The sequence below is a fragment of the Marinobacter sp. M3C genome, from assembly GCF_023311895.1.
In the GTDB taxonomy this organism is placed as follows: domain Bacteria; phylum Pseudomonadota; class Gammaproteobacteria; order Pseudomonadales; family Oleiphilaceae; genus Marinobacter.
Map to the genome: position 1 here is coordinate 1,120,360 of NZ_CP092284.1, position 26,756 is coordinate 1,147,115.

Here is a 26,756-nt window from a genome sequence, read left to right on the forward strand (position 1 = left end):
AGTGTAGTTATGAAGTGGTTCAATGATCTCGGACATCAACCAAAATAGAAATATCGCCGCCCATCGCCCAGGTATAAGCGCGTTAATCAAAGTTAAGTCATCGCTCGGCAAGTTTGGTCCGTAATCTTCTAGACCTCAACAAGACTACAGACACATGCCCTCATTACGGATTGATCAGAAGCACAAGGACAATCTCGAGCGAACCGGCATTAGCCGGCAGTTCCAGCAAGAGCTGAGGTGCAGTCACGCAGGCGAAACCGGTGCGGTGTGGATATATCGTGGCATTCTGGCCGCACGGCCGACCGGAGCGTTGCTGGAGTTCGCGAGGGAACACTTGCAGACCGAGCAGCAGCACCTCGGTATGTTCGATGACCTCATTGTTTGTTACCGCCGCAGTCTGATGTTGCCACTATGGCGATTGGCAGGATTTCTAACTGGGTTTCTGCCTTCTCTAGCGGGCAAAAACGCCGTCTTTGCCACCATCGAAGCCGTCGAAACATTTGTTGATCTGCATTATCAGGCCCAGATTCAATCACTCAGCCCGTGCGTTCATCGCGAGGCCGAACGGGCGGTACTGGACCTGTTTGAAACCTGCCGCCTGGATGAAGTGGCACACAGAGATGACGCAGCCCAAAGGCGTACCGGAAAGCCGACAGCCAGCATGAGTCTGTGGACGACCATGGTGGGCGGGGGCTCCCGGAGCGCCGTCAGGTTGGCGCGATTTCTTTAGGTGAAAGATCACGAGGGTAATCAATATCCAATGTCACTCCAGGATCATCAACGTCCACCCAGATGCAGTGTTGGATACGATGTTTAAACAACTCGCGCGCCCCTTCCTCTCCTTTAACCTGTTGCAACTCGGACCAGAAATTTCGGCCAAAGATAACCGGGTGCCCTGCCTGGCCTTTATAACGTGGGCGGACAATGTTTTCCGCTGTCGCGAAAGCGATTAATTTCTGACATGTTGCGGGTGATAACCAAGGCATATCGCCGAGAAAAATCGCTGCCGCAAGACCATCCGCGTTTTGAAGCATCTGCAAGGCATCGGCAAGGCTACTACCCAAACCACAATTGGCATGCGGCGCTCTCAGGATCTGCACTTGTTGTAAGTACGCCTGCGATAACAACGTCTTCGGGTCATCTCCTGCTTTCAGTACCACATACGTATGCGAAAAATTAGGGAGTACGGCAGACAGGGTTTGGCTCAACAAAGTCTCGCCGTCCGCGAAAAGCGTCAGGCGTTTATCAGAACCAAAACGTTGTGAACGGCCTGCGGCCAGCACAATGGCAATGACGTCGCCATTGACCAACCCTGTAGGCCATTCCATATTATTTATCTCGGCCATAATAAATTCGGACAATGTCGGCCATCACGGCTAGCGCGATCTCGGCGGGTGTTTTACTGCCAATATTCAGCCCTATCGGCATGTGAATGCGGGATACCTCCTGTTCGCTAAGCCCTCCCGAGCGGCGCAATCGCTCAGCCCGGGTTGCAGAAGTTTTCTCAGAGCCCATAGCCCCAATATAGAAAGCAGGCGTTTTTACCGCATCAATCATCGCTAAATCGTCAATGCGCGGATCATGGGATAGAGCCACGATCGCTGTTTCAGCATGACAGCCTTGCCGTGCAAGGTATAAAGACGCTAACACCGGCTGAACGTTCACGCCTGGAACATCAAACGTGGACAACATGTCTTCCCTGGGGTCACAAACAACCACTTCAAAACCCAATGTCTTGGCAAAATCCGCACAAGCTACTGACACCGGCGAAATACCCGCAATCACCAGTCGGCGAACCGGGCCAATTCTGACTCGCACAATGGCCCCCGATTTTTCTACTCGGGGGCCTTCGCCCGTGTCCGGCAGAAGGCTGACTTCTGACGTGTCCAGGTTGACTGTTCGTATACAGCGCTGCTGCCCGAGCAACGATTGCTGCAGTTGATACAACTGGTGCTGGTGTTCTTCGGAAGGCGGAAAACGCTCAACCAGAACCTCAAGTATGCCACCGCAAGGAAGCTTTAAACGCTCTTTTTCTGCGTTATTGTCACCGTAACGAATGATCTCGTTGACCGAAGAAAATCTTCCAGCCTGCAGCTGCCCTAAAAAGTCTTCTTCCACACAACCGCCAGAAAGCGACCCCACATGTCGGCCATCTTGACGGGCCACCAGCATGGCTCCCGGAGCACGAGGAGAGGAGCCATAGGTTGCCAATACGGTGCACAGCCAAACAGTGTTACCGGATTTACTCCAGTTAAAAGCATGTTCAATAACGTCAAGATCAAGATACTGCATGATTACCCTGTTTTCCCGGTCCAACTGCACCGTTTCGGCTTTGCTGTGCAGATGCTCTACAGTCGATAATTCACCACCAAACTGTCAAAGCACTGATCACACGGAGGCTACTTGTCCCGATTGAACATGCTCGGGTTCCCTTTTACAAAATCCTGTATCCAGCGCTCCAGGAACGATTCGTTCTTGCCGGTTCTGACATACCGATAGCCCAAAATCGAGATAACCAGCGCACCCAGAGTATCTACGATCAGGTCCCACATGGTGTCGGTCAGGCCTGAGGGGTCGCCCAGCATGGGTTTTTGCATATTCAAACCCAATAAAGTGTCCATGGCAAATTCAAAGATTTCCCACAGGGCGCCGATGGCTACGGCGAACAAAAAAGCAAAAAAGGCGACAAAACCGGGGCGCATATGTCGATTAATATCTTCAACTTCGTTCATTACATGCACCAGCAAAAACCCGACAATGCCCAGCAAGAAGCCGGAGCTGGTGTGCAAGGCAATATCCCACCACCAATAACGGGTGTAGTAACCGCGTACCTCCCCTAAAAACAGCGACGCGAACACAAACAGGATGGCAAGAAGCACAAATTCAGGTGGTATGAAAACACGAAAAAAGCGACCAATAACCAGAGGCGCCAGAGTAATAAGCAAAATGCCAATGGTAAGCACCATCGCCAGCCACTGTTGCTGCCAGGTGGCGGCCAGTATTTCGGCGACCAGAATAATCTGGAGAAAAAATGTCAGGCGTCGGTGAATCAGTCGCTTTTGCATGCAAGGCCTTGAAAATTGTGGTTTGGTAACCGCGACCAGATCAATTCACTAGCTGCAGAATTTCCTGATCAATTGTTTGTGCATCTACCAGGTGCGAAAACCACACCTGCTCGCTTTGGCCGCGCAACAAACCCAAAAGAACCCCCAGTACGGCCCCACGGTGAACATTGTCGCCACCCACGTGGGTGTTGGCCAGCAATGTCTGTTGTGGTTGATCGCGGTAGCGGCATAAAAAGTACAGCAGCGCGGGCCAGGAATCGGAAATATAGCACGCGGGGGATAGCATACGGCCCACCACATCGGAATCTGGGGCCTGCTTTTCAATCGCGGCCAATAACGCTTTGCGCGTACGTGCCGGAACAGATTGCAGTAATTGCTCATTGGTAGGCTGTTCCCCATCAGGCCGCAGCAACAACTTCGCTATCAGGCCTACGTAAGCATCACAGACCAGTGCCAACTCGTCGCTGGGGTGGGTTAGAAACAAGTGCTCTCGACACTGCGCTTGCACTTGTTCTAATGGCAAGCCGTTTAACAGGCTTTGCAGCGCCAGTGGCGCGATGGTGACCAAGCCGCCGACCGATGCGGTGTCGTGGGTTACTGCTCCGCATTTGCGCGGTGGCAATCCCTGAGCGTAGTTGTGAAAAAAGCCGCGATGGTAGGACTCAGCGTAAGTGTCCGGGTGTTGTGGCACGTCGGCTGTCATGAAGTCGATGTAGCGAGCGGCAAAATCGTCCACGCTGTACGCACTGCCTTGCATTTTTCCGTCATTCTCTGAGCCAATTTCCACACCCTCTGCATGGCCACGACTCTGCTCAGCCTCTGCCAAGGTGCGCATTAGCAGTCTGGCGCAGTGGGCGTTCAGGGTATTGTCACCTGCGGCCATGCCCACATGGTAATGCACGTTCGCGCGGTCCCAGTGTTGGCGACGGCCTTTCAGTATAACGTCGCCAACCACATCTGGCGCCGCCATGGCCGAGGCTTTGCGGCCACCCTGAGCAGTAGAGTGCAGAGACATAATAGACGACGGATGCCATTCTGGCGGCGCCTCATAAGCACTAACGCCGTTTGGAAACGCGGCGAAAATATCGCCCACCCGGTAATACCAGTGCACAGGCATAGCCAAGGAGTCAGCCACAAATGAATTCTGAAGTGCCGCGCGAGCGCGCTCTTGCATTAGCGAAAGCTTGGATGAGTTCATAAAATCAGGTTCCTTCAATTAAGTGCCATTGCTGTGAAAAAGTAAGTGGCATTGTTGTAGAGTGCGCATAGTGCTTTTACGCCCTTCACCCTGCGATGTATCTTTACACATTGGTCAGATCGCTTTATTTCCAACGTTCACAAGGACACGCCATGCATCCGGAGAAGCCTTTTTCGCAAGCCTGCGAAAACAACAAGGGGCCGATACTCGGCGTACTGCGACAGGTTTTCACAACGCCCGCCACCGTCTTGGAAATTGGCTCTGGGACAGGGCAACACGCGGTGCACTTCGCCACTCACCTGCCCCATATTTATTGGCAAACCAGTGATCATCCCAATCAGTGCTCCAATCATTACCAACTTTGCCAGCCCTGGCTGAACGATGCCAAGCTGCCCAATATTGGAAACCCCGTTGCCTTGAATGTGAGCCAGGAGCCTTGGCCAGTGAAGGCGTTTAATGGTGTATTTTCAGCTAACACCGCCCACATCATGGCCTGGCACGAAGTGGAAGCGATGTTTGCGGGCGTGGGCAAAGGCCTGGCGGATTCAGCCTTATTGGGGAACGAAGAACGCGGGCAGTTCTGTCTTTACGGCCCGTTCAAATACAATGGCGACTTTACCAGCGCCAGCAATCAGAGTTTTGACCAGCACCTTCGAAGCCACGCGGCGCACATGGGCATTCGCAATATTGAGAACTTGATCGAACTGGCACAAAGCCACGGTATGGTTCTAGCGCAAGACCACACCATGCCCGCCAACAATCAGCTGCTGGTGTGGCACACAACCACTAAAACAGAAGCACTTTAAAGCCAATCAAAATGAGCACAACGCCCCCCCAGCAACGGCGAAGGCGTCCATGCTGAGCGCCAGCGCTAGAATAATGAGTTCGATCACAATGTAGACACCTGGATTATTTCGCCGTATTTTGGAGTCGATCGATAAAATACCGATATTTTCCACAAAAACCAGTCACAAATTCAACCGTGCAAGGCTTGTGGAAGTCGGCAAAAGGTTATAGATTGACTGAAAGCCTTTTTAGGCCAATATTTCACTGTTTTCCCGCACAAAAGGCCCTATTGGGAGCAAGTTCTTTCTAAAGTTTAACTATTCGTACTTTCACATCGTCCGCCAGGCCGATGTGAAAGTACGCTTTTGCGTTTCTTACTGTTCGCTGAATCCGCTTTTTTAGCGCCGGGTTCGGCGTTTTATATCTACATTGCTTTACACTTTTTATTTTCTGGAGATTACGATGTCCGAATTGCCAGCGATTTTGGTTGCTGAAGAAGATTTTAACCGCCTGTCTAGCATGATTAAAAAACAGGGCGACTCAGAAACCGTTGCCGCGCTGGATGAAGAGCTCAGCCGTTCAACCCTGGTGCCGTTGGTAAATATGCCCGACACAGTGGTTACCATGAACACGGCGGTGCGTTTTCAAGACGAAGACAGCAAAAAAGAACATCAGTTAACCTTAGTCTACCCCCACGAGATGGGTGACGGCGAAGGTAAAATATCTATTCTGGCCCCCGCTGGCTCGGCGCTGCTGGGTTTGAGCGTGGGCGAATCCATCGAATGGCCTGTGCGCGGTCGCAAAAACCTGCACCTAAAAATCATTTCGGTCCAGCGCCGGAAATAAGCCGGCCCGCGCCGTGATAATCGGCGCCCGGTTATCGCCTAGGCTTTGTTGTGCAAGATGTCAGCAAACGCCTGGGCCGATGGCGACAAAGGCCGGCCACGGAATTTTAATTCACACAGTGACCGGCTCAAATGTTCTGCACCGGGTAACGCCACTTCCTGTAACCGTTCTAGCTCCAGTAATTCGCTGATCACTATCCTGGGCAAGAGCGCAAAACCCATACCGTTGGTAACGCACCGAGCAATACCCTCGTTTGACGCTATCTGCAAGGTGGTTTTCGGTACAACGCCCAAGCTAGCAAGTAAGCGATCGCACACCGAGCGCGTTCCAGACCCCACTTCCCTTTGGATCCAGCAGCCACTGTTCAGTCGCTCCAAGACGCCGTTGCCCTGCGTCCACTCCGTTCCTGCCACCAGCAACAAGCCTTCGTTGCGCCAATGGCGGCTTTCAATCCGGGGGTCTTCCACATCGCCTTCAACGATCGCCAGATCCAACTGGCAATCCAACAACCATTCACTGATTACCTGGGTGTTTGCGACGCGCACGTTCACTTTAATGCCTGGATATCGGCGCGTAAATCCGGCAATCGCCGCCGGCAGCCAATAACCGGCCACGGTGGTACTAGCGCCCAACGTCAGGTTGCCAATGTGTGCGCCTACGCGGGCTTCTATGTCATCCACGGCGGCTTTTTCCAACGCAAAAATACCGCGAGCATGATCAAATACCGCACTACCACCGGCGGTCAGCTGAAGTTTTTGACCATGCTGGCTTTTGCGCGACTGACCACGATCGACCAGCGTCAGCCCCAGCTGACTTTCCAGCTCACGCACGCCCTGAGATACCGCAGGCTGGCTGATGTGCAAAACAGTCGCCGCGCCGGAAAAACTGCCTTCCTGCACCACTGTATAAAAAATCCTCATTAGATGCAGATTCAACACTATAACCTCAGCTTATAAGTATTTAATAAAAGCATATTCGATCACGTCATAACGCGGGCGTAAGGTAGCACCATCTCAACGCTATTCGGAGAACGCAGGTGAATACTGCAGAGCAACACACAGCATTAGCAGACCCCACAAATATCGCAACAGAAACCCCCAAAAAGCAGATTGTGCCGGGCCTTGCGCTAGTGGCCGCACTGGCCGGCGCCGCGTTTGTTCTGGCCCAACAATCCTGGTTTCAGAGTATGAGCATGGGCCCGTTAACGCTGGCAATTGTTCTTGGCATTGTGGCGGGCAATACGGTTCTGCGCAATCAACCCGCTATTCTGGCCGATGGCATATTCTTGGCAAAGGGCTCATTGCTAAGGCTGGGTATTATTCTTTACGGCTTTGGCATCACCTTTCAGCAGATCAGCGCGGTTGGCGCTAACGGTGTGTTACTAGATGCCATCATGATTGCCTCTACCTTTGCGCTGGCGCAGCTCATCGGCCGGCGCTGGATGAAGATGGAGAAAGAAACAGCCATTTTAATCGGCGCCGGCGCTTCTATTTGTGGTGCGGCTGCGGTTTTGGCGACCGAGCCCGTGGTGAAAGGCAGAAGTGATCAGGTATCCGTCGCCGTCGCAACGGTGGTGATTTTCGGCACCATCAGCATGTTTCTTTACCCATTGATGTATCCGCTACTGGGCATGACCGAACACCAGTTTGGCATTTACGTGGGCTCTACCGTTCATGAGGTTGCGCAGGTAGTTGCTGCTGGCCAGGCAATCAGCACTGAAGCGGCTAACAGCGCCATCATAGAAAAAATGGTACGGGTAATGATGCTGGCGCCGTTCCTGCTTATTCTGGCCAACGTACGCCTGCCAAATCGTAAAACAAACGCTGGCGCTGGCAAAAAACAACGGCAGAAGCTAGTCATTCCCTGGTTTGCGGTTCTGTTCCTGGCGGCGGCTGCGGTTAACTCTGTGATTGCCATGCCCGCCACGGCCACCAACGCTATTCGCCATGTTGACCTGTTCCTGCTATCCATGGCGATGACTGCACTGGGCTTGAGCACACAGATGTCTGCGATACGCCGTGCCGGGCTACGCCCTCTGATATTGGCCGGTTGCCTGTTTGCCTTTCTGACCGTTGGCGGCTATATCCTCAACCGCTTGCTGATCGGTTAAGCCATCTCTAACCGGGGCTGTCCTGCCCCGGTGCCAGTTTGAACTGACCAATTGTCTGGCGTAGATTTTCCGCCATTACCAGCAATTCAGCCGCTATCTGCGCAGTTTGCTGGGCTTCTAATGTGGTTTGCTCGGCAGACCGGCTGATTTCAATCACGTTCTGGTTGATAGCATCAGACACGTTGCTTTGTTCGTTAGCCGCGCTTTCCATTTCTTGATTCAGGCTGGTAATTTCACGAGTGGCTTGGGCGATGGTTTTCAATTCGGCCTGTACCTTCAAAATGGCATCTACCTGCTGGCTGGCCAGGTCTGAAGCACCGCGCATGGTCGATAAACAACCCATTACCTCTTCTTTCAGGCCGTTAATCGTGTCGCGAATGTCAGCCGTAGACACTTGAGTGCGCGACGCCAGAGCCCGCACTTCATCGGCAACCACGGAGAATCCGCGGCCGGCTTCGCCAGCTCGAGCTGCCTCGATGGCGGCGTTTAGCGCCAGCAGATTCGTTTGATCGGCAATATTGGAAATGGTCTCCAGCATCGCTGTCATTTTCGCGGTGCGCTGGTTCAAAGCTTCGATACGCTGGGCACCGTTTTGCACCTCGGCATTTAACGTCTCAATGCCGCCGACCGCACTTTGCGCTAGCTCCTCGCCCAGCCCGGCCGCTTCGGCCGTAGCTGCCGATTTTCGCGTGGTGGTGATGGCGTTTTCCTGCACCTGCAGCGCAGACGCCGCCATTTCCGTAGTCGCACTGGCCACTTGATCGGTGTTGTCGCGCTGGCTCACCACTTCCCGTTCGCTAGCGCCGGCCTTGCTGGCAATATCACGCGCAGCTTGCTCGACATGCTCGGCACTCACCATAACCTGGTTCATGCTGTCTCGTATTTTACTGATCATGCGGTTGAACGCGTTGGACACCAAGCCAATTTCATCGTTACGCACCACATCCAGTTCAAGGGTCAGATCCGAGTTGCGGGATATTTCATCCATGCGGTCACGCAAACGGCGCAAGCGCGAAAACACCAAGTGCCCCAACACCCATGCGGTAATTGCAAATACCCCCAATAAGAGAACCGCCTGAGTGCCCGCACTGGTCAGCAACTGCGTCTGCAACCGTGCATCGGTTTCAGCCACGGAATATTCGATACGGATGGCACCCAGCACGTCCCCTTCCTGAGCCTGGTGACACCCCAGGCAATTCACACCCTGATAATCTGCCATCGCAATCACCGGCTCAATCAGGGTGTAAACCCGGCCGCTTTCATTGCTTGAATAATGCTCTATGCGCTCACCCGCCAGCGCTTTCTCGTCAAGCGGGCCGCGCGTTTGTTCTGCGATGTTACCGCTGCCAAAAATCCGGTTCAGGTGATCGCTGCGCACCACTCGCACGTTCAGCACGTCTTCCGGCGCCATCGTCTTCTCACGCAGAATTTCACGATTGTGCATGGTGCCCGTCACCATCATGGTGTTGAGCGCATCAAAGTAAGATTTCGCCAAGCCGTCTACATATTTGTGGCTGAATTCCTCCACGTGTTCACGCTGGGACTGTGCGCTAAAAAACACGGTGAACGCGAGCACAAGTGAAAACGCCGTCGCAAGTGCTAAAAGAAGCATAAAGCGAATGGAATAGTGTTTTTTCATAGTCAACCTGGCTTGTAGATGGCTTTGACGACAACGGGAATTCAAGCCGCAAAGACGGGGGGGGCACGAATCAGGAACTTCAACCGGCGCTGCTTATTTAGGGTGACGGCCAAAAGACGGCGAACTTTACCGCAAAACTCCCTGGAATTCATTGGACCCAAGTCAATTTAACGTGCGATTACGTCAAACGCGAGCTGGCCCGCTACTTGCTTACGTGATTGCAGTGGCTAAAAACCTCGTACGCCAAACTCGACACTGCCGCTGGAGGGCACTGCCATGTCACTACTGTCTACCCTGCTTCGTGCCGGCAGCGAATTACACACTGCGCTGGAAAAACGCCCACCTATTGCGCCTGTCGGCACTGGCAGCCGTGCTCAGGGCAAAGCGGAACTGCCTGCGCCGCCCGGGGCAGACCGGTTCACACCTTCCGGAAGCAAAGAAGACGACTCGGCACGTAAGGTAAGCAAGCTCGCGATTACCGATTACAAAAAAAGCGTCGGGCAGGATCTTGCCTTTATCAGAGAAACACTGCGGCACAAACTTGCCGAGTACAACGTGCCCCCGGCAACGGCGATTCACATCAAAAATGACGAGCAGGGAAACATCGCGGTTGAAGGCAAAGGCCAGAACCCGGCGTTTGCACGCATTGCCGGGGACTTGAACGTAAACACCGCGTTTCAGGATGCGTTCCGGCGAATGAGTATGAACGAACCTACGCTGCACTTTATGGACAACGCTCTGAAGTTAGAGAAGGCCTACGGCGTGAACAACTCGCTACTGAGCACACTGGTCAGCGAGAACCAGCAGTTCAACGGCCTACAAGACCTGGTGCACCGCTACGACTCACTGCGCCGCAACGCCGGAGCCGTGTCAACGGCCCCGGCCAACACGGCCCGGGATTACGCGTTGAGCTTCAACGCTAGGGCCTGATCTGGAACGAGCTTACTCAAATGGCGACGGGTCGCCCTTGCCTATCCGTGTTACTTCCGGGCTGCCGCTGGTGAAGTTAACCACCGTCGTTGCTTCCATGCCGCAGAAACCACCGTCAATAATCAAGTCCAGCTCGTGCTCGAGCGCATCGCGAATGTCTTCCGGATCGGTCATTGGCTCGGTTTCGCCGGGCAGTATCAACGTGCTGCTCATGATGGGTTCGCCCAACTCTCCCAAAAGTGCATGCACAACCGCGTTGTCAGGAACACGTACGCCAATAGTGCGGCGCTTGGGGTGCAACAAACGCCGTGGCACTTCGCTAGTGGCGTCCAGAATGAAAGTGTAAGCACCGGGTGTGTAGGTTTTAAGAAGGCGGTAGGTGGTATTATCAACCTTGGCGTAAGTGCCAATGTCTGACAAGTCCCTGCAGACGAGGGTGAAGTTGTGCTTGTCGTCCAACTTGCGAATGCGCTTTATGCGGTCAGAAGCAGATTTGTCACCCAAATGGCAGCCTAACGCATAGCCCGAGTCGGTCGGGTACGCAATAACGCCGCCTTTGCGAAGAATATCCACCGCCTGATTAATAAGGCGCTTTTGCGGATTATCCGGATGAACCTGAAAAAACTGACTCATGAATCAGCCCTCTTGTTAAAGCTTGCCCCGGGGTCGTTTTTCGAGCCGTCCAGGCAGTTTGGGGAATCGGGTGTGGATTGATTTTGCGCGACCCATTCCTCAGGCGTAAAGGGGTGCATGGCCAGCGCATGCACACCAGCAGCCAGCTCGGCAGCCAGTACTTGATATATCGCCTGATGGCGTTTCACCTTTGATTGCCCCACAAATGCCGGTGATACCAGGGTCACCTTGAAATGGGTTTCCGAATTGGGCGGCACGTTGTGTTTGTGGCTTTCGTTCTCGGTTATCATCACCTGGGCATCAAAAGCCTGGTGCAACTTGGCTTCGATTATTTTCTGCACGTCCATCACTCACTCGCTCTTCGTTGTTTGCATATCAACAGTCTACTATATATCAATTGCTAAACCCGACAACCTTGACAGCGTTGCGATGAACCTCCACATTCGCGACGAGCAAGGGTAGCGGACCCAACGCCTGACACCCAGGTTTTTGCCGGGGCGCTCTTTAATCTGCTCGCCAGCCACCCTTAAACTCACTCTTAAATTCGATCTTAAATTCGCACTCCACGTCAGTTTTAAGCCAAACGGGAACACCATGCACCTTTATATCGCCGAAAAACCCAGCCTTGGCCGTGCCATCGCCGCTGCTCTGCCCCAGCCCCAACAAAAAGGCCAGGGCTGGATTCGCTGCGGCAGTGGCAGCAGTGCGGTTACAGTCAGCTGGTGTATCGGCCATTTGCTGGAGCCCGCCGAACCCGCCAGCTATAATCCGGCCTGGAAAAACTGGCGTGCCGACCAGCTGCCGATGTTCCCGGAAAAGTGGCAGCTCACTCCGAAAACCGGCGTTGCCGCTCAGCTTAAAGTACTGCAATCACTGATTCGCAAAGCCAGCGAAATTACCCACGCCGGCGACCCGGACCGAGAAGGCCAGCTGCTGGTAGACGAGGTAATTCACTATGTGGGCACGGGTGCACCCGTAAGGCGCCTGCTGATTAACGATTTAACCCCGGCTGCGGTAGCAAAGGCACTCAAACAGACCCGCGATAACCGTGATTTCCTTCGGTTGTCGGCTTCGGCCCTGGCGCGCCAGCGCGCAGACTGGCTTTACGGCTTGAACCTGACCCGCTTCTACACGCTGCTCTATCAAACAAAAGGCCAGCAGGGCGTTTACTCCGTTGGCCGGGTGCAAACCCCGGTACTGGGCCTAGTGGTTAAGCGCGACCAGCACATTGAGCAGTTTCAACCTCAGGACTTTTTCCCGCTGGAAGCCCGCTTTCACGGCATGGAAGAAGACTCTGACACACGCATCTTTAGCGCGCGCTGGGTGCCAGGTGAAGATTACCAGCAACTGCTGGACAGCGAAAACCGCTTGCTGGACCGCAGCGCGGCGGAACAGGTCGCCGCCGCGGTTGAAGGGAGGCCAGGCAAAATCTGCGAATCCCGCTTTCGCGACCGCTCAGAGCCGCCGCCACTGCCTCTGTCGCTTTCGGCGTTGCAAATCGAAGCCGGTCGATTGTTCCGTATGGCCGCCAAAGAAGTGCTGGATACTGCGCAGAGCCTGTACGAACGCCACCAACTCATTACTTACCCACGGTCTGACAGCCGTTATCTACCGCTGGAACATTACAATCAACGCCAGCAGGTTATAGACGCTGTCGGCAAGGTCGATATCGACCTTGCCGAAGTCTGCAACACAGCCGATTTGCAACGAAAAACCGCAGCCTGGAATGACAAAAAAGTAGACGCCCACCACGCCATTATTCCCACTTGCCGGAGTAGATCGGGTGGTGCGCTATCTGGAAAAGAAGCCCAGATCTACAATTTGATCAGCCGCTACTATTTGATGCAATTTGCGGCAGATGCCATCCATCGCGAGGGCAAATTGGGAGTAAAGTTAGGCGACCACCTGTTCCGCACCTCAGAAACCGCTGTTTTACAGCCCGGCTGGAAAGCGCTTGAACTGAAATTGCGCGACGCCAAAGCCAAACCCGAAAAACCCGCACTGCCTCGGCTGGGCACCGGCGATCCGGTGCTGTGCGACGGCACACAGGTGTTGCAGCAACAAACCCAACCCCCCAAACACTTTACTGACGCGACGCTGCTGGCAGCAATGACCAACATCGCGCGCTTCGTTGACGACCCGGAACTGCGAAAAACGCTGCGCGAGACGGATGGACTGGGCACCGAAGCTACCCGCGCCGCTATTCTGGAAACCCTGTTCAAACGCGACTACTTTTTCCGCGATGGCCGCCACATCCGCGCCAGCGATAAGGGTAAAAGCTTGATAAACGCGCTGCCAGACTCTGTCAGCAAACCCGACCGTACCGCCGTTTGGGAAGCCACACTGGAAGCCATTCAGCGCGGCGAAGCGCAGCCGCGACAGTTTCTGGATTCCCTGAAACAAGAAATTCAGGGATTTATCGGGCACCCGGCGCCCTCGGTTCCTGCAGTTCCTCAGGTAGTAACCAACCCAGATGCCCCGCATTGCCCCAAGTGCCGCGCCGGCATGGTTGAGCGCAAGGGCAAATTCGGTGCCTTTTACGCTTGCAGCCGCTACCCGGGTTGCAAAGGCACCCGCCCGCTGGAAGACCACAGCCCGGAAGATGGTAGCAGCCAAAAACCGGTCCCCTGCCCATTCTGTTTTTCGCCCCTGGTCAGGCGTAAAAGTAAAAAAGGTTGGTTCTGGGGCTGCAGTTCTTTCCCCGCCTGCCGTCAAACAGTGAACGATATAAACGGAAAACCCGACCTGCCGGTAAAAACAGCTACAAAATGAAATAGAATCCGATGCCAGATTTTGCGACAATGTGTTGATGCGCATTGGTGTTAGAACGAACTTAACCGGGCGGCCGCACGCTGAATAGTCATTTACTGATTGCAGGAGAGCCAGATGCGCATTGCGCTGCTTGAGGATGAGCAATCCCAGCATGTACAGGGCATTATTTGCGGACGCGGTGAGAGTTGCGGTCAGAGTTGCGATGCTTTTAAAACAGGTGTAGTGCAAGCGCAAGTGATAGCGGCCAATGACTGATAAAATGCTGCGTAGCAGTATTCTAATAGTGCGTATTTTACCACTGTTCTTAGTTGCGCTACTTTCCAACACATCCGTACAAGCCCACTTGCCACTTGCGATGGGCTCGGGTGTGTCCGCAAACAGCTCGGGTACGGCACTCGCTGAATGGGTTTACACCCTGCAAAAAGGTGACAGCGTTCAGCAGCTGGCCACGCAGTTACTGGCCCCACCCTACAACGCCCAGCAACTGCTAAAACACAACAGCCTGAACAATGCCTTGCTGCCGGTGACAGGCGAGCAGGTGCGCATCCCTATGGACTGGCTTAAGCGCCAGCCCCAGCCGGCCCGCGCAACCTCTGTATCTGGTTTGGTGCAACTGCTAACCAGCAACGGCCAGCGCCGGCCACTGACCGTAAACACACTGATTCGCGCTGGTGACGAGTTACTGTCCGGTTCCGGTAGGGCCACTGTCATCCTGGCCGAAGGTTCTGAAATCCGCCTGTCACCCAATTCCAGACTGGCTTTTAACCGCATGACCCAGTTTGGCAAACCGGGCATGATTGATACCCGTTTACGGCTGAATCGTGGCGAGGTTATCACCCGCGTAAAGTACGTGGTCAGCGGGGGCAGCCGTTTCGAAATCGAGACCCCTTCGGCAACGGCCGCGGTGAATGGCACTCAGTTTGCGATTCAGGCAAACGCCGGGGGCACAGGCTTGCAGGTTATGAATGGCCAAGTTGAATTTAGCCAGCAGGGGCGCTCCGTAGAAGTGCCCGCGGGTTACGGTGCTCACGTTGCCGCCCAGCCCGGCGGCAATGTTCGCCTGCACAAGCTTGCCTCGCCTCCCATCGTTACCGGCCTACCGTCTGTTCTGCGTAAGTTGCCCGCAGAATTGCAATGGCAAAGCCTTGCAAAGACTTACAAGCTGGATATTTTTGACATCGACAGCGGGCGATGGGTAGACAGTCGCACACTGGCCGATGACCGTTTTGACATAAGCCGGCTGAACAATGGCCGTTATGAAATTCAGCTTGCGGCTTTAGACTACCAAGGTATCAAAGGTTTGCCTGCGGTTGTGCCATTTAGTATTGACCTTCAAGCCCGAGCCGCCGAATTGTTAGAACCTGCCAACGGCACAACCACCACCAATCAGCCCGAATTTAGCTGGAGCCTGAACGGCGACAGCGAAATTGCACAAATCCAGATCTCAGCCAGGCCGCAGTTCGAAGACCTGATCGCAACCAGCGACTGGGCACAACAAAGCGAGGCACAGCTGTCCCGACCACTGTCTCCCGGCCAATATTACTGGCGGGTTAAAACAGAGGCCGGCGGCGACTCCACCGCCATCAGCAACGCCAACAGCTTGGTTGTCGACGGCAGCTTGCCGCCGGTGAGCATTATCTCTGTGAACTATCTGGATCAGCAGGTGCGAATATTCTGGGAATCGGTGGAAACAGCCAGCAAGTATCGTATGCAGCTGTCTGCAGAGCCTGATTTTTATCCGATCATTAAGGAAGCAGATATACCGGGAACGACGGCAGGCTTGCGCCTGATTCCCGGAAAGCGGTATTTTGTGCGCCTAAAGGCACTCTCTGACGGGGCGCTGGCCAGCCGCTGGGGTCCGGCAAGGGAGCTGTATATCGATTAACTGTTGAATGGACATTCGGGCAGGAAGCGCGACCTATTAACCGGGGATATTCTTGCTAACAACGGCTGAAGGTGAGCTTAGCAGCCCCTTATCATCTCTGGCTTGAATGGTGAAGTGCCAAGTACCAGCAGACAGGTTTTCAATCGTGTAAGACATGTCAATTAGACCGGCAGCGCCGTCAAAAACCGCTGAGCGATTGAGGTTTTCGGCACTGGTGCCGTAACGAATTTCATAGCTGGCCAAGTCTTGGCCGCTTAAAGTATCGCCATTTACTCGTGTTACAGGCGCCCTCCAACTTAAAGTCGCCTGATTGGCGGTCGAATTTACTGACCTACGCGCCGTGCGACCTGCTGTAATACTTGCCGTGGGCACTACGGCACTGGGTTTGGCAGCACCAGCAGTACCCGATTCATCTCCATCACTGCCACAGCCCGCCAATAAAAACAGCATCCCACCAATCAACAAGCCCCGGTAAAACACACTGCTGGAGAGCCTTCTCACTTTGAGCACCACTATGCCATCATTTAATTACATTATAAAAAAAGTGGCGAGTGTATGATGTTAGGCAGTCCTCAAAAAATGCAACAAAGACAAACTGGCAATTCGCTAAAACTGAACCCGCATAGGCTCGGAGCTGGAGTCCGGCATACCGATCATTTCGTCAGTTCCGGTTGGCGGAATCAAGTCGAAATCCGCCACAATAAAACCACGCATTGCCTCACGTGCTGAGCAAGCGCCCGAAAACATTATCGCTTTATCCTGATCATTCACCAAAATATAGCCTGTGTTACCAATGTAAAAGCGGACCATGTAATACCGGCCCTCCATGGACACAATCTCTGCTAGGCGGATGGGTTCGTGCTTGCGGGATTTCAGTTCGCCAAGTGTCATGTTCATGGTCGTTATTCTCGCATTGAGTGAATTAAGATTTACGCCAACTTGTGAATTGCAGATCATTTCGCAGATTTATAATGGTGTTACGATGGCGATCTGAATAATCGGCTACGCGCCCGATGTCGTATATATGGCAATAAACGGGTGCGAACTATCGTAAGCCGCATTCTCAAAAATCCACTCCTGGAATGCAAAATGTCCGAGATTAATCGCCTCTCCGCAATAATTCCGATGACACCTGACGCTAGATCCGATGTTCGGAAATTGGGCTGCATGCTCCTGAATGCTGGACCTGCCGCGCTATCAACCATCAATTTGCGTGCTGGCATGCTGGCGACGCACGCTCCCTCAAATCCAAAAATGATTTTGGAAAATCGCCTCATGGTCACTGAAAAACTCGCTGCGCTCTGGGACACAGGGCTAGAGGTGCAAATGGCGTTGTTGGATATGCTATCCGGCGGCCACACGCCTTGGTGGACAACCAGTTTGCGCATCCTTGAACCCCTTCACAAACGTGTTATCGATAACTCAAAACGCCTTTCTTAAGGAGGTGGATGCAGGCTCAACTAGAGCGATTACCGCTTTCATCCAGCTTGGGCCTGCTCCCGATGTAACGCTCTGCCCAAATCCTGGAAGTAGTTTTCAAACGCTTCGTTGATCGTCTGTCTGTGCTGGCCCCCTGGGTACAGCCCCGTCTTTGCCTCATCCGAATAAACAGTGCCACGTACCAGGAAACTATTGCTGGGCAAGCTGTCTTCAACAAAGGCTTCGAAGGCCCGTGCGCAGAGTTCCTCCGGCCGAGCGTAATACAGCACCTTCAGTTTCTTGTCTGCTTGTTGCGAGCACTGAAACTGATCACTGGGTTCAGTGCCGCTCTCATTCAGTAAAATGGTGCGAAAGCAGTGTTCCAACTGGGCGTTTAATGGGTGTTGTTTCTGTTTTTTACTATCAAGCCATGCTCCGGACGCAAAGCCATGCTTGACCGGGTTGTGGAAGGCCTTGTTACCCATGTAGTGATCGAAAGCATGAAACCACTCATGGGCCAGACTACCCGCACCGGCATTTTTGGCTAGCGCCAGTTGCCGTGTCGCCGGAATATAGTGTGCAGCCACACCAGGGCGCCCACCAATGCCGTACTGGAGGCTAAGCGTGCTCCGTAACGAAATCAGCAGCTCTGGACTCTTGAGGATTGTCATCAAATCGCACAGCGCCTGATAGAAGCGCACTGCTGCAAAATCACGCTCTTCTGGCGTAACCCAACGACCGACTTCAATACTGCGAAAATCGAACTGGCGTCTGATCGTGACAAAAGATGTCGCGGTGGCGGTCTTCATAATTCTCACCGATTACTGTTTATTTATACAGTATTCTGAAGTGAAATAACGGATGGGTCAAATCTGCAAACGAAAAACCCGGCGAAGGTGGTGTGCGACCAAAGTCGCTTTCAATTACCAATTTGGTCTTATGTACAGAGCCGCCGCTGTTTTGAGACTGTAGCAGCAGAACAATAATACGAGGTTAAAACTATGAATCAGCATCAAGGCACGTGTTTTTGTGGCGCAGTCCAGTTTCAAGTCAGCGGTGCACCCGAAGCGATGGGCTATTGCCATTGCGATTCCTGCCGGCGCTGGTCTGCGGGGCCGGTAAATGCGTTTTCGCTGTGGCCCGCGAACACGCTTGAAGTGCTCTCGGGCGCTGATCAGGTCGCTGAATTTCACCTGACCGAGCAAAGTCACCGCAAATGGTGCAAGCAGTGCGGCGGCCACATATTTACCGACCACCCTGCCTGGGGCCTGGTTGATGTATACGTTGCCAACCTGCCGGGTCTGATGTTTGAGCCGGCGCTGCATGTGCATTATCAGGAATCAGTGTTACAGATTAAAGATGGCCTGCCCAAAATGAAGGACATGCCCGCTGAAATGGGAGGCTCCGGGGAAACCCTGCCTGAATAGCAGTGGCTCGTTCGTCGCATGAAGCCCGTGGCACAGGTCAGCACGGGCATTACATTATTTCGCAGACAACAAACTCGTCAGCAATGCCCGCAAACGGTTGGGTTTTACCGGCTTATTTAAAATCGGCAACCCCTGAGCCCGCATCAGCGAGCGCAGTTCATCGCCCCGATCTGCGGTAATAAGGGCCGCTGGCACCGGCGCGCCCAGTAGCTTCCGTATCGCTGAAATGGCCTGCCAGCCTGTTTTTTCATCATCCAGGTGGTAATCGGCGAGCACCGCCGCGGGTACGTTGTTTGTCTGCCGCAGGTACTCCAAAGCCTGATGCTCGTCAGGGCTGGCGATTACCAGACAGCCCCAGCGCTCCAGCAACAGCTTCATACTCGCGAGTATGGCCGGCTCGTTATCAATCACCATTACCCAAATGCCAGCGAATCCGTGAACAAAGCTGGGCACAATTTCAGTGGCCGGCAACGCAGCTCGACGGGCTGATTGCATGTCCACCGGCAGCACCAGCGAAAACCGCGAACCTCTGCCCGGCCGGGAAACCACCTCTACCCGGTAGCCCAGCACCGACACCATACGTTCAACGATGGCCAGCCCCAGCCCGGCACCCTGGCGCCCGCCGGTTCCTTGCGGCAACAACTGATGAAATTCGGTAAAAATATCCTTCAGCTTAGTTGCGTCAATACCCACACCGGTATCCCACACTTCAATACGCAGGCTGTCGCGGCGGGCTCTCAGTGCCAGTAGAACACGGCCGCTGAGGGTGTAGCGAAAGGCATTGCTCAGTAAATTACGAAGAATGCGTGTGAGCATACGCTGATCGGTTTTTATCAGCGCTGGGATAGTACGAACGTGAAACCGCACGCCGGCGTTGGTCGCCACCGCTTCGAATTCTTGACCCAGGCTTTTTGCCAGCGCAGCAACATCGGTCAGTAGCAGATCCGGCACCATGGCCTGCTGGTCCAGCTTTGAAATATCCAGCAAATCCGCTAGCAAGTCCTCGGCACCTTCAAGCGCGCGATGCACCTGGTGCACCATCCTCGCCTCTTCCGCCGGCAGCGCGCTTTCTTGCAGCGCCGATATGGTCAGGCGCGCGGCGTTTAAGGGTTGCAGTAAATCGTGGCTGGCCGCTGCCAGATATTTGTCTTTGCTGCGGTTCGCATCGCGCGCGGCTTGGGCGGTGATAACCAGTTCGCGCTCGACTTTTTCCCGTTCGGCAATCTGAAAATGTAGCCCAACGTTGGCGTTCTGCAGCGCCTGGGTGCGCTCTTCTACCCGGCGCTCCAGGTCAGCATTAACCTGCACCAGCTTCTGCCGCGCCTGCACCCGCTCGGTTATATCTGCCACAAACGCCTCAACCACCTCTGGCCCCAGATCTGGCCGCCTAAGCAGGGTGATAGCGACATTAACCGGCGTCGCATCGGCGCGACGCAGGCGGGTTTCGCGAGCACTCAGGCTGCCGCTATCTAATAGCTCCTGGCGCAATGCATCAAACTCATTGGCGCTGCAAAAAAGCTGTTCACGCAAGCGGATAACCCGGGATTGCAGGTCTTCAGCACTGAGGTAACCGCAGATTTTGGCCATGGCCGGGTTGCAAGCCAGAAAACCACCCCGTAAATCACCCTGAAAAATACCGTGGAGTGCCTTTTCAAACAGCCACTTATAGCGATTACGCTCCCGCTCTAACTCCTCCAGGCGCTCTTGCAGCGCGAGGTAATAGTTCTTGCGCACAGACTGGCGACCCAGCCCCAACAAATCACCCACCTCATAGCCACGGTCATCATCAAAGGGCTTCTTCATACACAACCTGAACATCTCTGAGTGACGACTTGCGAGGATTGGTCAAAATACATGGGTCCTGTAATGCAAAGCCAGAGAGAGACGGAATATCAGATACCCTAACCCCCAACTCTGACAACTTGGCCTCTAGCCCCACAGTGCGCTTGAGCTGAATAATACGACTCATCAAGCGTTTCTGAATTTCTGCCTGGCTCATGCCGCGTGTGTCAATATTCATGGCTTCTGCAACACGGCGAAAGCGCTCTTCCGCTGAGTGGAAATTGTAAGCCACCACGTGTTCTAGCAGCACCGCGTTGCATAATCCATGGGGCAAATCCAGAAAACCTCCCAGGCTGTGGGACATCGCGTGAACCGCACCCAGGATTGCGTTGGAAAACGCCAGACCGGCCTGCATGGACGCCAACATGATCTGCTCGCGCAAATACGCATCGGCGATATTAGCCACCAAGGGTTCCAAATTGCGGTTAATCAGGCGGATCGCTTCCAGCGCATGGGAATCGGTCAAGGGCCCGCTGCCCGTAGACACATAAGCCTCTATGGCATGCACCAGGGCGTCAACGCCGGTGCAGGCCGTCAGATAACTGCTCATGGTTTCGGTCACTTCGGGATCGATCAGCGAAACATCCGGCACAATGGCTTTGCTGATGATGGAAAATTTGAAGCGACGGACAGGGTCCGAAATGATGGCGAACTGTGACACATCAGCCGAGGTCCCGGCCGTGGTTGGAATCAGTATCATCGGCGGTGGCGGGTTTACGATGGTGTCCACCCCTTCAAAATCCAAAATATTGCGGCCATCGCTGACCACAATACCGATGCCCTTGGCGCAGTCCATGGGGCTGCCGCCGCCAATGGCCACAATCACATCGCACTCGGAGGATTTGTAGAGCTCGGCACCGGCCATAACCTCATCGACACGGGGATTCGCCGAAACACCAGTGTAAACCGTGGTACGTATGCCGGCATCGGTCAGCAAGGTGACGATTTCGCCCACCCAGCCGGCGGCCGCGACGCCTGGGTCAGACACCAGAAACACATGTTTTGCGCCAAAATTACTGGCAAAATTAGCGACAGACTTCCTTGATCCGGCTCCGAATACGATCTCTGGCGAGACAAATTTTCTTAAAGCGGATATGTCGTGACTCATGAACAAGCACTCGACGTTAAGTTTATTTTTATATGTAATAGCCGAGAGTTTAACTCAAGCTTTCTATGCATTCATGGGTGTTTCGACCATACCGTTGATAAAAGCTGCAAAGTGCCTCTAGCATGGCCGCCTGATTCGCCTGTTGTAAAAACCCGTGGCCTTCGTTCTGGAACCAGTGAAGCTCTGGTTTCTGCCCGGCTTGCTCCATGGCCGCGACCATCATGCGGGTCTGTTCGGGAACGACCACTTTATCCTGACCGCCCTGAAAAAAGATCACCGGCGCAGCCATTGCCGCCGCGCGTAACCGGGGGGTGCGGTCCTGCCAGCGTTGCGGATGGCGCTCGGGGCATCCCAACAACCAATCCAGATAACCGGATTCAAAGCGATGGGTCATGCGCCGCAGCTGCATAGGATCGGTCACGCCGAACTGGCTGGCGCCGGCGCTGTAGCGCTGATCCAAGCTCAGTGCCATCAACGCGGTATAACCGCCAGAACTGCGGCCCTGAATAAACACCTGATTGACATCGGCGTGGCCTGTGGCAACCAGGGCATCTGCAGCCCGCGCCATGTCTTCCACATCAATCTCGCCCCAGCGCTCTGCCAGTGCAAGCCGGAACGCCCTGCCGTACCCGCTGCTGCCACGATAGTTCACCTCCGCAACAGCAAAGCCGCGCTGGCACCAGAACTGAATCAGGGGGTTGAATACCGGATAGGCCGCGGAGGTTGGCCCACCGTGGGCGACCAGAATCAGAGCCGGTGGCTCTGTGCCGGGTGTCAGAGGCGAATACAAAAAGCCTTGGGGTGCGGTCGTTTCCTCGGCAAGGGCCGGAACTCGAAACGAGACGGGCTGCGCTAGGCTATGCCCGGGCAGCGCTGGCTCGCCACCGGCGACGACACTCGCCTCAGCACTTTGCGAATCTATTTTTAGCACCGCATCCAGGCGGCCCGGGGAACGTGCAATGGCATAAAGAAAATCGCCACAGGTGCACAGACTGCGAAAATCGCTAAACGCCGGCGCAATCCGTGCAGGGTTCGGATGGCCAGAGCCCGACAACCACAGCTCGCCGCGGCCGAGGTCATAATGGGCGCGAGCCCAACCTCCCCCCAGTAGTGGGCAGTGGTGCACTTCACCCAGTTGCCAAGGTGCATTGGCGTGGTCGCATTCGGGCACCGCGGCTTTTGTCCAGATACTCGCGGGGTTCTGGGTGTCGAGTTGCCAGGGTTGCCACCAGCCCTCATGGTCAGACAGCACCCAAAGGTCCTGCCCCGCAAACACCGGCTGCTGAATAGACGCTGGTTGGGGAGCGGTATGCGCCCGAGGATTCTCCAGTGTGCCATCACCCGTTATGTTCGCCGTCCACACACGGGTTTGCAGCCAGGGCATATCGGGCAGTTGCCAGCTCACCCAGGCAATGTGCCGGCCGTCTGCCGACAACGCGGGCGCACTGTAAAAATCTTCGCCCTGGTGCAGCACCGTCAGCGCGCCATCACGAGCCACCGCGACCAGTTGCTGAAAACCATCCGCCACGCCCTGCCCGGTTTCGCGTACCGCCAGCACCCGTTGCCGCAATGGATCAGCCCGCAATCCGCCATAGGCGGCGGTATCGGTCGTCAGCACCTGGCTTTGCGCAACGCCCAAAGGGATAAAATGAATGCGTTGATCGTCGCTAACGGCAAACACACCATCCGGTGCGGCAGCCAGGGCACCGCCCCCGTAGCCATTCACCCGACTGCGAAGATTGCGTAGATTCGTATCCAACGCAAACGGTGCCCCTTGGTCATCCAAGTGCCATATCCGGCTGGCGCCGGTTTCGGGTTCGTTTTGCAGCCAAAATACCCCAGCGTTTGACGCCACCAAACCTCTGCGCTGGATGTAACCAGCGCAGGCTTCAGTGGCGGTCAGTATGCCTTTGGAGGAAGGCTGGCTAACTGCGGAAGAACATACGGGAGTTGCCGGCGTTACGATAAGTCAGTTCCTCAATGCCCGCGGTGGCATGGTCGGCGGCCTGGCGTGCAGCCAGAACACGGTCGTGGTGGATCGATTTGCTGCACACCGGATCAGCATTGTCGGCGTTACCGGTCAGTAAAAAAGCCTGGCAGCGGCAGCCGCCAAAATCCTTTCCTTTCTCATCACAGGATTGGCACGGCTCCGGCATCCAGCTATCACCGCGGTAATGGTTGAAGCCCGGGCTGTCGTACCAGATGTGTTTCAAATCATTGTCGCGCACATTGGGAAAATCGATGGGCAACAAACGCGCACTGTGACAAGGCAGCGCCGCACCATCCGGTGCCACTGTCAAAAACAGACTGCCCCAACCGTTCATACAGGCTTTCGGGCGCTCCTCGTAATAGTCGGGGGTAACAAAAATCAGCTTCATGGCCGAGCCGGCGTCCAGCAGGCGCGCACGATACTGATTCACTTCACGCTCGGCTTTCTCCAGCTGCGCGCGTGACGGCATGAGGCCTTCGCGATTTTTGAACGCCCAACCGTAATACTGGCAGGTCGCCAGCTCTACGAAATCCGCCCCCAGGCGCTCACACAGCGCCATAATGTCGTTCATCTGGTGAATGTTGTGGCGGTGAATCACAAAATTCAAAACCATGGGATAGCCGGCTTCTTTCACCGCCCGCGCCATCGCCAGTTTTTGCTCAAACGCCTTGCGAGAACCGGCCAGCGCGTTGTTCAGCTCTGGGTCTGAGGCCTGAAAACTGACCTGAATATGATCCAGCCCTGCGCTGGCGAAAGACTTTACTTTGGCTTCAGTCAGGCCCAGGCCAGACGTGATCAGATTGCTGTAATAACCCAGGTGCCGCGCTTCCGCAATCAGCTCTTGAAGATCTTGACGCACCAGCGGCTCACCGCCGGAAAATCCCAGCTGGGCCGCGCCCATTTCCCGTCCCTGGCGTAGCACTTTCACCCAGTCTTCCGTGCTGAGCTCACGCTCGGTCTGGACAAAATCCAACGGGTTTGAACAGTACGGGCACTGCAACGGGCAGCGGTAGGTTAGCTCGGCCAGCAGCCATAAGGGTGGTCCGATGGTGCCCGCTTTCTGGCCGGTCAGCGTGGATGAAGGCATATTCATAAAAGTTCAATCCAATGTTGTTCGCAAGCGTGTTGCAGAAACTCGTTAACATCGCCCGCCAGCGGCCCTGCCTCGGGAAAGGCCTGTTCCAGCGCACTAACAATGTCCTGCACGCAGCGCTGGCCGTCCACCTCGCGCAGAATAGCGCCGGCGCTTTCGTTAAGCTTCACCATGCCCTCGGGGTAGAGCAACACATAGCCGTTCTGTACCGGCTCCCACTGAAACCGGAAGCCACGGCGGAAACGCGGTATGTTTCCAGCTGTTTCGCCAACTGCTGCCGAGTCTGCCATCACAGCCCCCTGTGCCAAACTTGCTGGTCGGTAACCGTATGGAACGGCGGCGTTTTGTGACTGTAAGCCATGGTTAGAGCGTCTAGCAGGCTCCACAGAATGTCCAGTTTGAACTGCAGAATCTCCAAGGCGCGAGCTTGCCCGGCGGCGCTGGTGAAATATTCCAGCGTAATGGCAAGACCATGTTCAACATCGCGGCGGGCTTCTGACAGGCGCTTGCGGAAGTAGCTATAACCCGCCTCGTCAATCCAAGGATAATGCTGGGGCCAGCTGTCCAGACGAGACTGGTGAATTTCCGGCGCAAACAGCTCGGTCAGTGAGGAGCACGCCGCTTCTTGCCAGGTCGCGCGACGAGCAAAATTCAGGTAGGCGTCCACCGCAAAACGCACGCCGGGTAAAACGTGACGCTGGTCGGTCACTTCTTCCCGAGTCAGCCCCACGGCTTCTGCCAGGCACAGCCAGGCTTCAATACCACCCACATCGCTGTCGTGACCATCGTGGTCAAGAATGCGCTGCAACCATTGTTTGCGCACGCTGGCGTCAGGGCAGTTGGCCATAATGGCCGCGTCTTTGCGCGGGATCATCACTTGGTAATAATAGCGGTTGGCCACCCAGCCGCGGATTTGCTCGGGGCTGCACTGGCCGCCGTACATGGCCTGATGATACGGGTGATGAATATGATAGAGCCGGCCCTTATTGCGTAACGCCTGTTCAAAATTCGCGCGACTCAGGGTGGTGTTCACAATGGCGTTCATGGCGCCCCCGACAGATCAATGTGCATTCCGTCCCAGGCTACTTCGATTCCGTGTTGCGCCAATTGCGTTCGCTCCGCGGAGTCCTCGTTCAGAATCGGGTTGGTGTTGTTGATATGTATTAAGATTTTGCGGCTGGACGACATAGTATCTAACACCTCAATCATGCCACCAGGACCACTCTGGGCCAGATGACCCATGTCCTGACCGGTTTTTGTGCCGACTTTCTGGCGAATCATTTCGTCATCGTGCCACACGGTGCCGTCTACCATCAGAACATCTGCCTGGCGCATCCACTGCAGTATGTGCTCGTCAGGTTTACCCAGCCCCGGTGCGTAGAGCACAGTTGAACCCGTGCGCGTGTCTTCGATAAACACGCCAATATTGTCACCGGGGTGTGGCTGGTCGCGGCGGGGCGAATAGGGTGGCGCGTTGCTCAGCAACGGAATAGCGGTCAGTTTCAGATTCGGCGCGCAAGGAATAACAAACGCTTCGGCGACGCCGTCGCCAAGGGCAATTTCTTGCCATTGTAATCCTCCGTTCCAGTGTTCCAGCATCGGGAACAGCGGAAAACCCGAGCTAAGGTCTTCGTGCACCTGTGCGGTACACCAAATATCTAACGGTAGGCCTTCGCGAAGTGTAAGCAGGCCGGTTGTGTGATCCACCTGACTGTCGATCAACAACACGGCTGCAATACCGGTGTCGCGCAGCGCGCGCGCCGGCTGCATAGCAGGAAACGACGCCAGCTGGGCACGAATATCGGGGGAGGCATTAAAGAGTATCCAGCGTTCGCCGTCTTCACTGACCGCGATGGATGACTGGGTGCGTGCGTGAGCGTTAACGGTGCCCTTGCGCAGGCCATCGCAATTGGCACAATTGCAGTTCCACTGGGGGAAACCGCCGCCTGCCGCTGAGCCAAGAACCTGAATAAACATAAGCAGAAGCTCCGGAAGAAAAATAGCCAACGCCGG

At 54.9% G+C, this 26,756-nt stretch carries 28 protein-coding genes; 10 read left to right on the forward strand and 18 right to left on the reverse strand.

Annotation, left to right across the window (positions count from 1 at the left end):
* Positions 1 to 154: 154 nt before the first annotated feature.
* Positions 155 to 730 carry a demethoxyubiquinone hydroxylase family protein gene (locus tag MIH18_RS05060; RefSeq protein ID WP_249008298.1) on the forward strand — a complete coding sequence of 192 codons (576 nt, stop codon included), beginning with the start codon at positions 155 to 157 and terminating at the stop codon, positions 728 to 730.
* On the opposite strand, the gene MIH18_RS05065 is transcribed toward MIH18_RS05060, so the two are convergent.
* The 4 genes from MIH18_RS05065 to MIH18_RS05080 all read right to left on the reverse strand — a co-directional run bounded on the left by MIH18_RS05065 (position 708) and on the right by MIH18_RS05080 (position 4,263).
* Complete coding sequence (locus tag MIH18_RS05065) at positions 708 to 1,346, reverse strand: nucleotidyltransferase family protein (protein ID WP_249014069.1); 639 nt, start codon at positions 1,344 to 1,346, stop codon at positions 708 to 710. The genes MIH18_RS05060 and MIH18_RS05065 overlap by 23 nt on opposite strands.
* Positions 1,330 to 2,292 (reverse strand): XdhC family protein, encoded by a 963-nt coding sequence (locus MIH18_RS05070; RefSeq protein WP_249014070.1) that lies wholly within the window; start codon positions 2,290 to 2,292, stop codon positions 1,330 to 1,332. The genes MIH18_RS05065 and MIH18_RS05070 overlap by 17 nt, the downstream gene beginning before the upstream one ends.
* 107 nt (positions 2,293 to 2,399) lie before the next feature.
* A complete protein-coding gene (locus MIH18_RS05075) occupies positions 2,400 to 3,065 on the reverse strand; it encodes a DUF2238 domain-containing protein (protein ID WP_249014071.1) in 666 nt (221 codons plus the stop codon).
* Positions 3,066 to 3,105: 40 nt separating this feature from the next.
* Positions 3,106 to 4,263, reverse strand: a complete 1,158-nt coding sequence (locus MIH18_RS05080; protein WP_249014072.1) for an ADP-ribosylglycohydrolase family protein — start codon at positions 4,261 to 4,263, stop codon at positions 3,106 to 3,108.
* Between the two features lie 152 nt (positions 4,264 to 4,415).
* Here MIH18_RS05080 and MIH18_RS05085 point away from each other — a divergent pair, with 152 nt between their 5' ends.
* Together MIH18_RS05085 and rnk are read left to right on the forward strand one after the other, a co-directional pair.
* Positions 4,416 to 5,069 (forward strand): DUF938 domain-containing protein, encoded by a 654-nt coding sequence (locus tag MIH18_RS05085; RefSeq protein ID WP_249008293.1) that lies wholly within the window; start codon positions 4,416 to 4,418, stop codon positions 5,067 to 5,069.
* 442 nt (positions 5,070 to 5,511) lie between these two features.
* A complete protein-coding gene (gene rnk / locus MIH18_RS05090) occupies positions 5,512 to 5,895 on the forward strand; it encodes a nucleoside diphosphate kinase regulator (RefSeq protein WP_249008292.1) in 384 nt (127 codons plus the stop codon).
* Positions 5,896 to 5,933: 38 nt separating this feature from the next.
* Here rnk and MIH18_RS05095 read toward each other — a convergent pair whose 3' ends face one another.
* A complete protein-coding gene (locus MIH18_RS05095) occupies positions 5,934 to 6,830 on the reverse strand; it encodes a LysR substrate-binding domain-containing protein (protein WP_249014073.1) in 897 nt (298 codons plus the stop codon).
* A 101-nt stretch (positions 6,831 to 6,931) separates the two neighbouring features.
* Here MIH18_RS05095 and MIH18_RS05100 point away from each other — a divergent pair, with 101 nt between their 5' ends.
* The gene (locus tag MIH18_RS05100) at positions 6,932 to 8,005 is read left to right on the forward strand and encodes a YeiH family protein (RefSeq protein WP_249008290.1); all 1,074 of its coding nucleotides are present in this window, start codon (positions 6,932 to 6,934) and stop codon (positions 8,003 to 8,005) included.
* A 7-nt stretch (positions 8,006 to 8,012) separates the two neighbouring features.
* Here the strand turns inward: MIH18_RS05100 and MIH18_RS05105 are convergent, their stop codons facing one another.
* Positions 8,013 to 9,644, reverse strand: coding sequence for a HAMP domain-containing methyl-accepting chemotaxis protein (locus tag MIH18_RS05105; protein ID WP_249014074.1), 1,632 nt, complete (start codon positions 9,642 to 9,644; stop codon positions 8,013 to 8,015).
* A gap of 276 nt (positions 9,645 to 9,920) precedes the next feature.
* Between MIH18_RS05105 and MIH18_RS05110 the strand changes: the two genes are divergently transcribed.
* Positions 9,921 to 10,574: a hypothetical protein gene (locus MIH18_RS05110; protein WP_249014075.1), complete on the forward strand. Its 654-nt coding sequence runs from the start codon at positions 9,921 to 9,923 to the stop codon at positions 10,572 to 10,574.
* 12 nt (positions 10,575 to 10,586) lie between these two features.
* On the opposite strand, the gene MIH18_RS05115 is transcribed toward MIH18_RS05110, so the two are convergent.
* Together MIH18_RS05115 and MIH18_RS05120 are read right to left on the reverse strand one after the other, a co-directional pair.
* Positions 10,587 to 11,207 carry an L-threonylcarbamoyladenylate synthase gene (locus tag MIH18_RS05115; RefSeq protein WP_249008287.1) on the reverse strand — a complete coding sequence of 207 codons (621 nt, stop codon included), beginning with the start codon at positions 11,205 to 11,207 and terminating at the stop codon, positions 10,587 to 10,589.
* Positions 11,204 to 11,554 carry a BolA/IbaG family iron-sulfur metabolism protein gene (locus MIH18_RS05120; protein ID WP_249014076.1) on the reverse strand — a complete coding sequence of 117 codons (351 nt, stop codon included), beginning with the start codon at positions 11,552 to 11,554 and terminating at the stop codon, positions 11,204 to 11,206. Before MIH18_RS05120 ends, MIH18_RS05115 begins: the two co-directional genes overlap by 4 nt.
* Positions 11,555 to 11,801: 247 nt before the next feature.
* Here MIH18_RS05120 and MIH18_RS05125 point away from each other — a divergent pair, with 247 nt between their 5' ends.
* The 3 genes from MIH18_RS05125 (at position 11,802) to MIH18_RS05135 (ending at position 15,864) form a co-directional block, all read left to right on the forward strand.
* The gene (locus MIH18_RS05125) at positions 11,802 to 13,979 is read left to right on the forward strand and encodes a DNA topoisomerase III (RefSeq protein WP_249014077.1); all 2,178 of its coding nucleotides are present in this window, start codon (positions 11,802 to 11,804) and stop codon (positions 13,977 to 13,979) included.
* Positions 13,980 to 14,093: 114 nt separating this feature from the next.
* Positions 14,094 to 14,234 (forward strand): hypothetical protein, encoded by a 141-nt coding sequence (locus MIH18_RS05130; protein WP_249014078.1) that lies wholly within the window; start codon positions 14,094 to 14,096, stop codon positions 14,232 to 14,234.
* A complete protein-coding gene (locus tag MIH18_RS05135) occupies positions 14,227 to 15,864 on the forward strand; it encodes a FecR domain-containing protein (protein WP_249014079.1) in 1,638 nt (545 codons plus the stop codon). Before MIH18_RS05130 ends, MIH18_RS05135 begins: the two co-directional genes overlap by 8 nt.
* Positions 15,865 to 15,900: 36 nt before the next feature.
* On the opposite strand, the gene MIH18_RS05140 is transcribed toward MIH18_RS05135, so the two are convergent.
* Entirely contained in the window at positions 15,901 to 16,365 is a 465-nt protein-coding gene (locus MIH18_RS05140; protein WP_249014080.1) for a fibronectin type III domain-containing protein, read from the reverse strand.
* Between the two features lie 105 nt (positions 16,366 to 16,470).
* Positions 16,471 to 16,761: a DUF6482 family protein gene (locus tag MIH18_RS05145; protein ID WP_249008282.1), complete on the reverse strand. Its 291-nt coding sequence runs from the start codon at positions 16,759 to 16,761 to the stop codon at positions 16,471 to 16,473.
* A gap of 192 nt (positions 16,762 to 16,953) precedes the next feature.
* Here MIH18_RS05145 and MIH18_RS05150 point away from each other — a divergent pair, with 192 nt between their 5' ends.
* Positions 16,954 to 17,304, forward strand: coding sequence for a hypothetical protein (locus tag MIH18_RS05150; protein WP_249008281.1), 351 nt, complete (start codon positions 16,954 to 16,956; stop codon positions 17,302 to 17,304).
* A 38-nt stretch (positions 17,305 to 17,342) separates the two neighbouring features.
* Here MIH18_RS05150 and MIH18_RS05155 read toward each other — a convergent pair whose 3' ends face one another.
* The gene (locus MIH18_RS05155; protein ID WP_249014081.1) at positions 17,343 to 18,092 is read right to left on the reverse strand and encodes a CLCA_X family protein; all 750 of its coding nucleotides are present in this window, start codon (positions 18,090 to 18,092) and stop codon (positions 17,343 to 17,345) included.
* A 192-nt stretch (positions 18,093 to 18,284) separates the two neighbouring features.
* Between MIH18_RS05155 and MIH18_RS05160 the strand changes: the two genes are divergently transcribed.
* Entirely contained in the window at positions 18,285 to 18,710 is a 426-nt protein-coding gene (locus tag MIH18_RS05160; protein ID WP_249008279.1) for a GFA family protein, read from the forward strand.
* Between the two features lie 54 nt (positions 18,711 to 18,764).
* Here MIH18_RS05160 and MIH18_RS05165 read toward each other — a convergent pair whose 3' ends face one another.
* The 7 genes from MIH18_RS05165 to pqqB all read right to left on the reverse strand — a co-directional run bounded on the left by MIH18_RS05165 (position 18,765) and on the right by pqqB (position 26,720).
* Positions 18,765 to 20,513 carry an ATP-binding protein gene (locus tag MIH18_RS05165; RefSeq protein ID WP_249014082.1) on the reverse strand — a complete coding sequence of 583 codons (1,749 nt, stop codon included), beginning with the start codon at positions 20,511 to 20,513 and terminating at the stop codon, positions 18,765 to 18,767.
* Entirely contained in the window at positions 20,497 to 21,660 is a 1,164-nt protein-coding gene (ercA, locus tag MIH18_RS05170; protein ID WP_249014083.1) for an alcohol dehydrogenase-like regulatory protein ErcA, read from the reverse strand. The genes MIH18_RS05165 and ercA overlap by 17 nt, the downstream gene beginning before the upstream one ends.
* Positions 21,661 to 21,709: 49 nt before the next feature.
* Positions 21,710 to 23,515 carry a prolyl oligopeptidase family serine peptidase gene (locus MIH18_RS05175; protein WP_249014084.1) on the reverse strand — a complete coding sequence of 602 codons (1,806 nt, stop codon included), beginning with the start codon at positions 23,513 to 23,515 and terminating at the stop codon, positions 21,710 to 21,712.
* 70 nt (positions 23,516 to 23,585) lie between these two features.
* Positions 23,586 to 24,743 (reverse strand): pyrroloquinoline quinone biosynthesis protein PqqE, encoded by a 1,158-nt coding sequence (gene pqqE / locus MIH18_RS05180; RefSeq protein ID WP_249014085.1) that lies wholly within the window; start codon positions 24,741 to 24,743, stop codon positions 23,586 to 23,588.
* The gene (gene pqqD, locus MIH18_RS05185; RefSeq protein WP_249008274.1) at positions 24,740 to 25,033 is read right to left on the reverse strand and encodes a pyrroloquinoline quinone biosynthesis peptide chaperone PqqD; all 294 of its coding nucleotides are present in this window, start codon (positions 25,031 to 25,033) and stop codon (positions 24,740 to 24,742) included. Before pqqD ends, pqqE begins: the two co-directional genes overlap by 4 nt.
* Complete coding sequence (gene pqqC, locus MIH18_RS05190) at positions 25,033 to 25,788, reverse strand: pyrroloquinoline-quinone synthase PqqC (RefSeq protein WP_249014086.1); 756 nt, start codon at positions 25,786 to 25,788, stop codon at positions 25,033 to 25,035. Before pqqC ends, pqqD begins: the two co-directional genes overlap by 1 nt.
* Complete coding sequence (pqqB, locus tag MIH18_RS05195) at positions 25,785 to 26,720, reverse strand: pyrroloquinoline quinone biosynthesis protein PqqB (RefSeq protein WP_249014087.1); 936 nt, start codon at positions 26,718 to 26,720, stop codon at positions 25,785 to 25,787. Before pqqB ends, pqqC begins: the two co-directional genes overlap by 4 nt.
* Positions 26,721 to 26,756 lie beyond the last annotated feature (36 nt).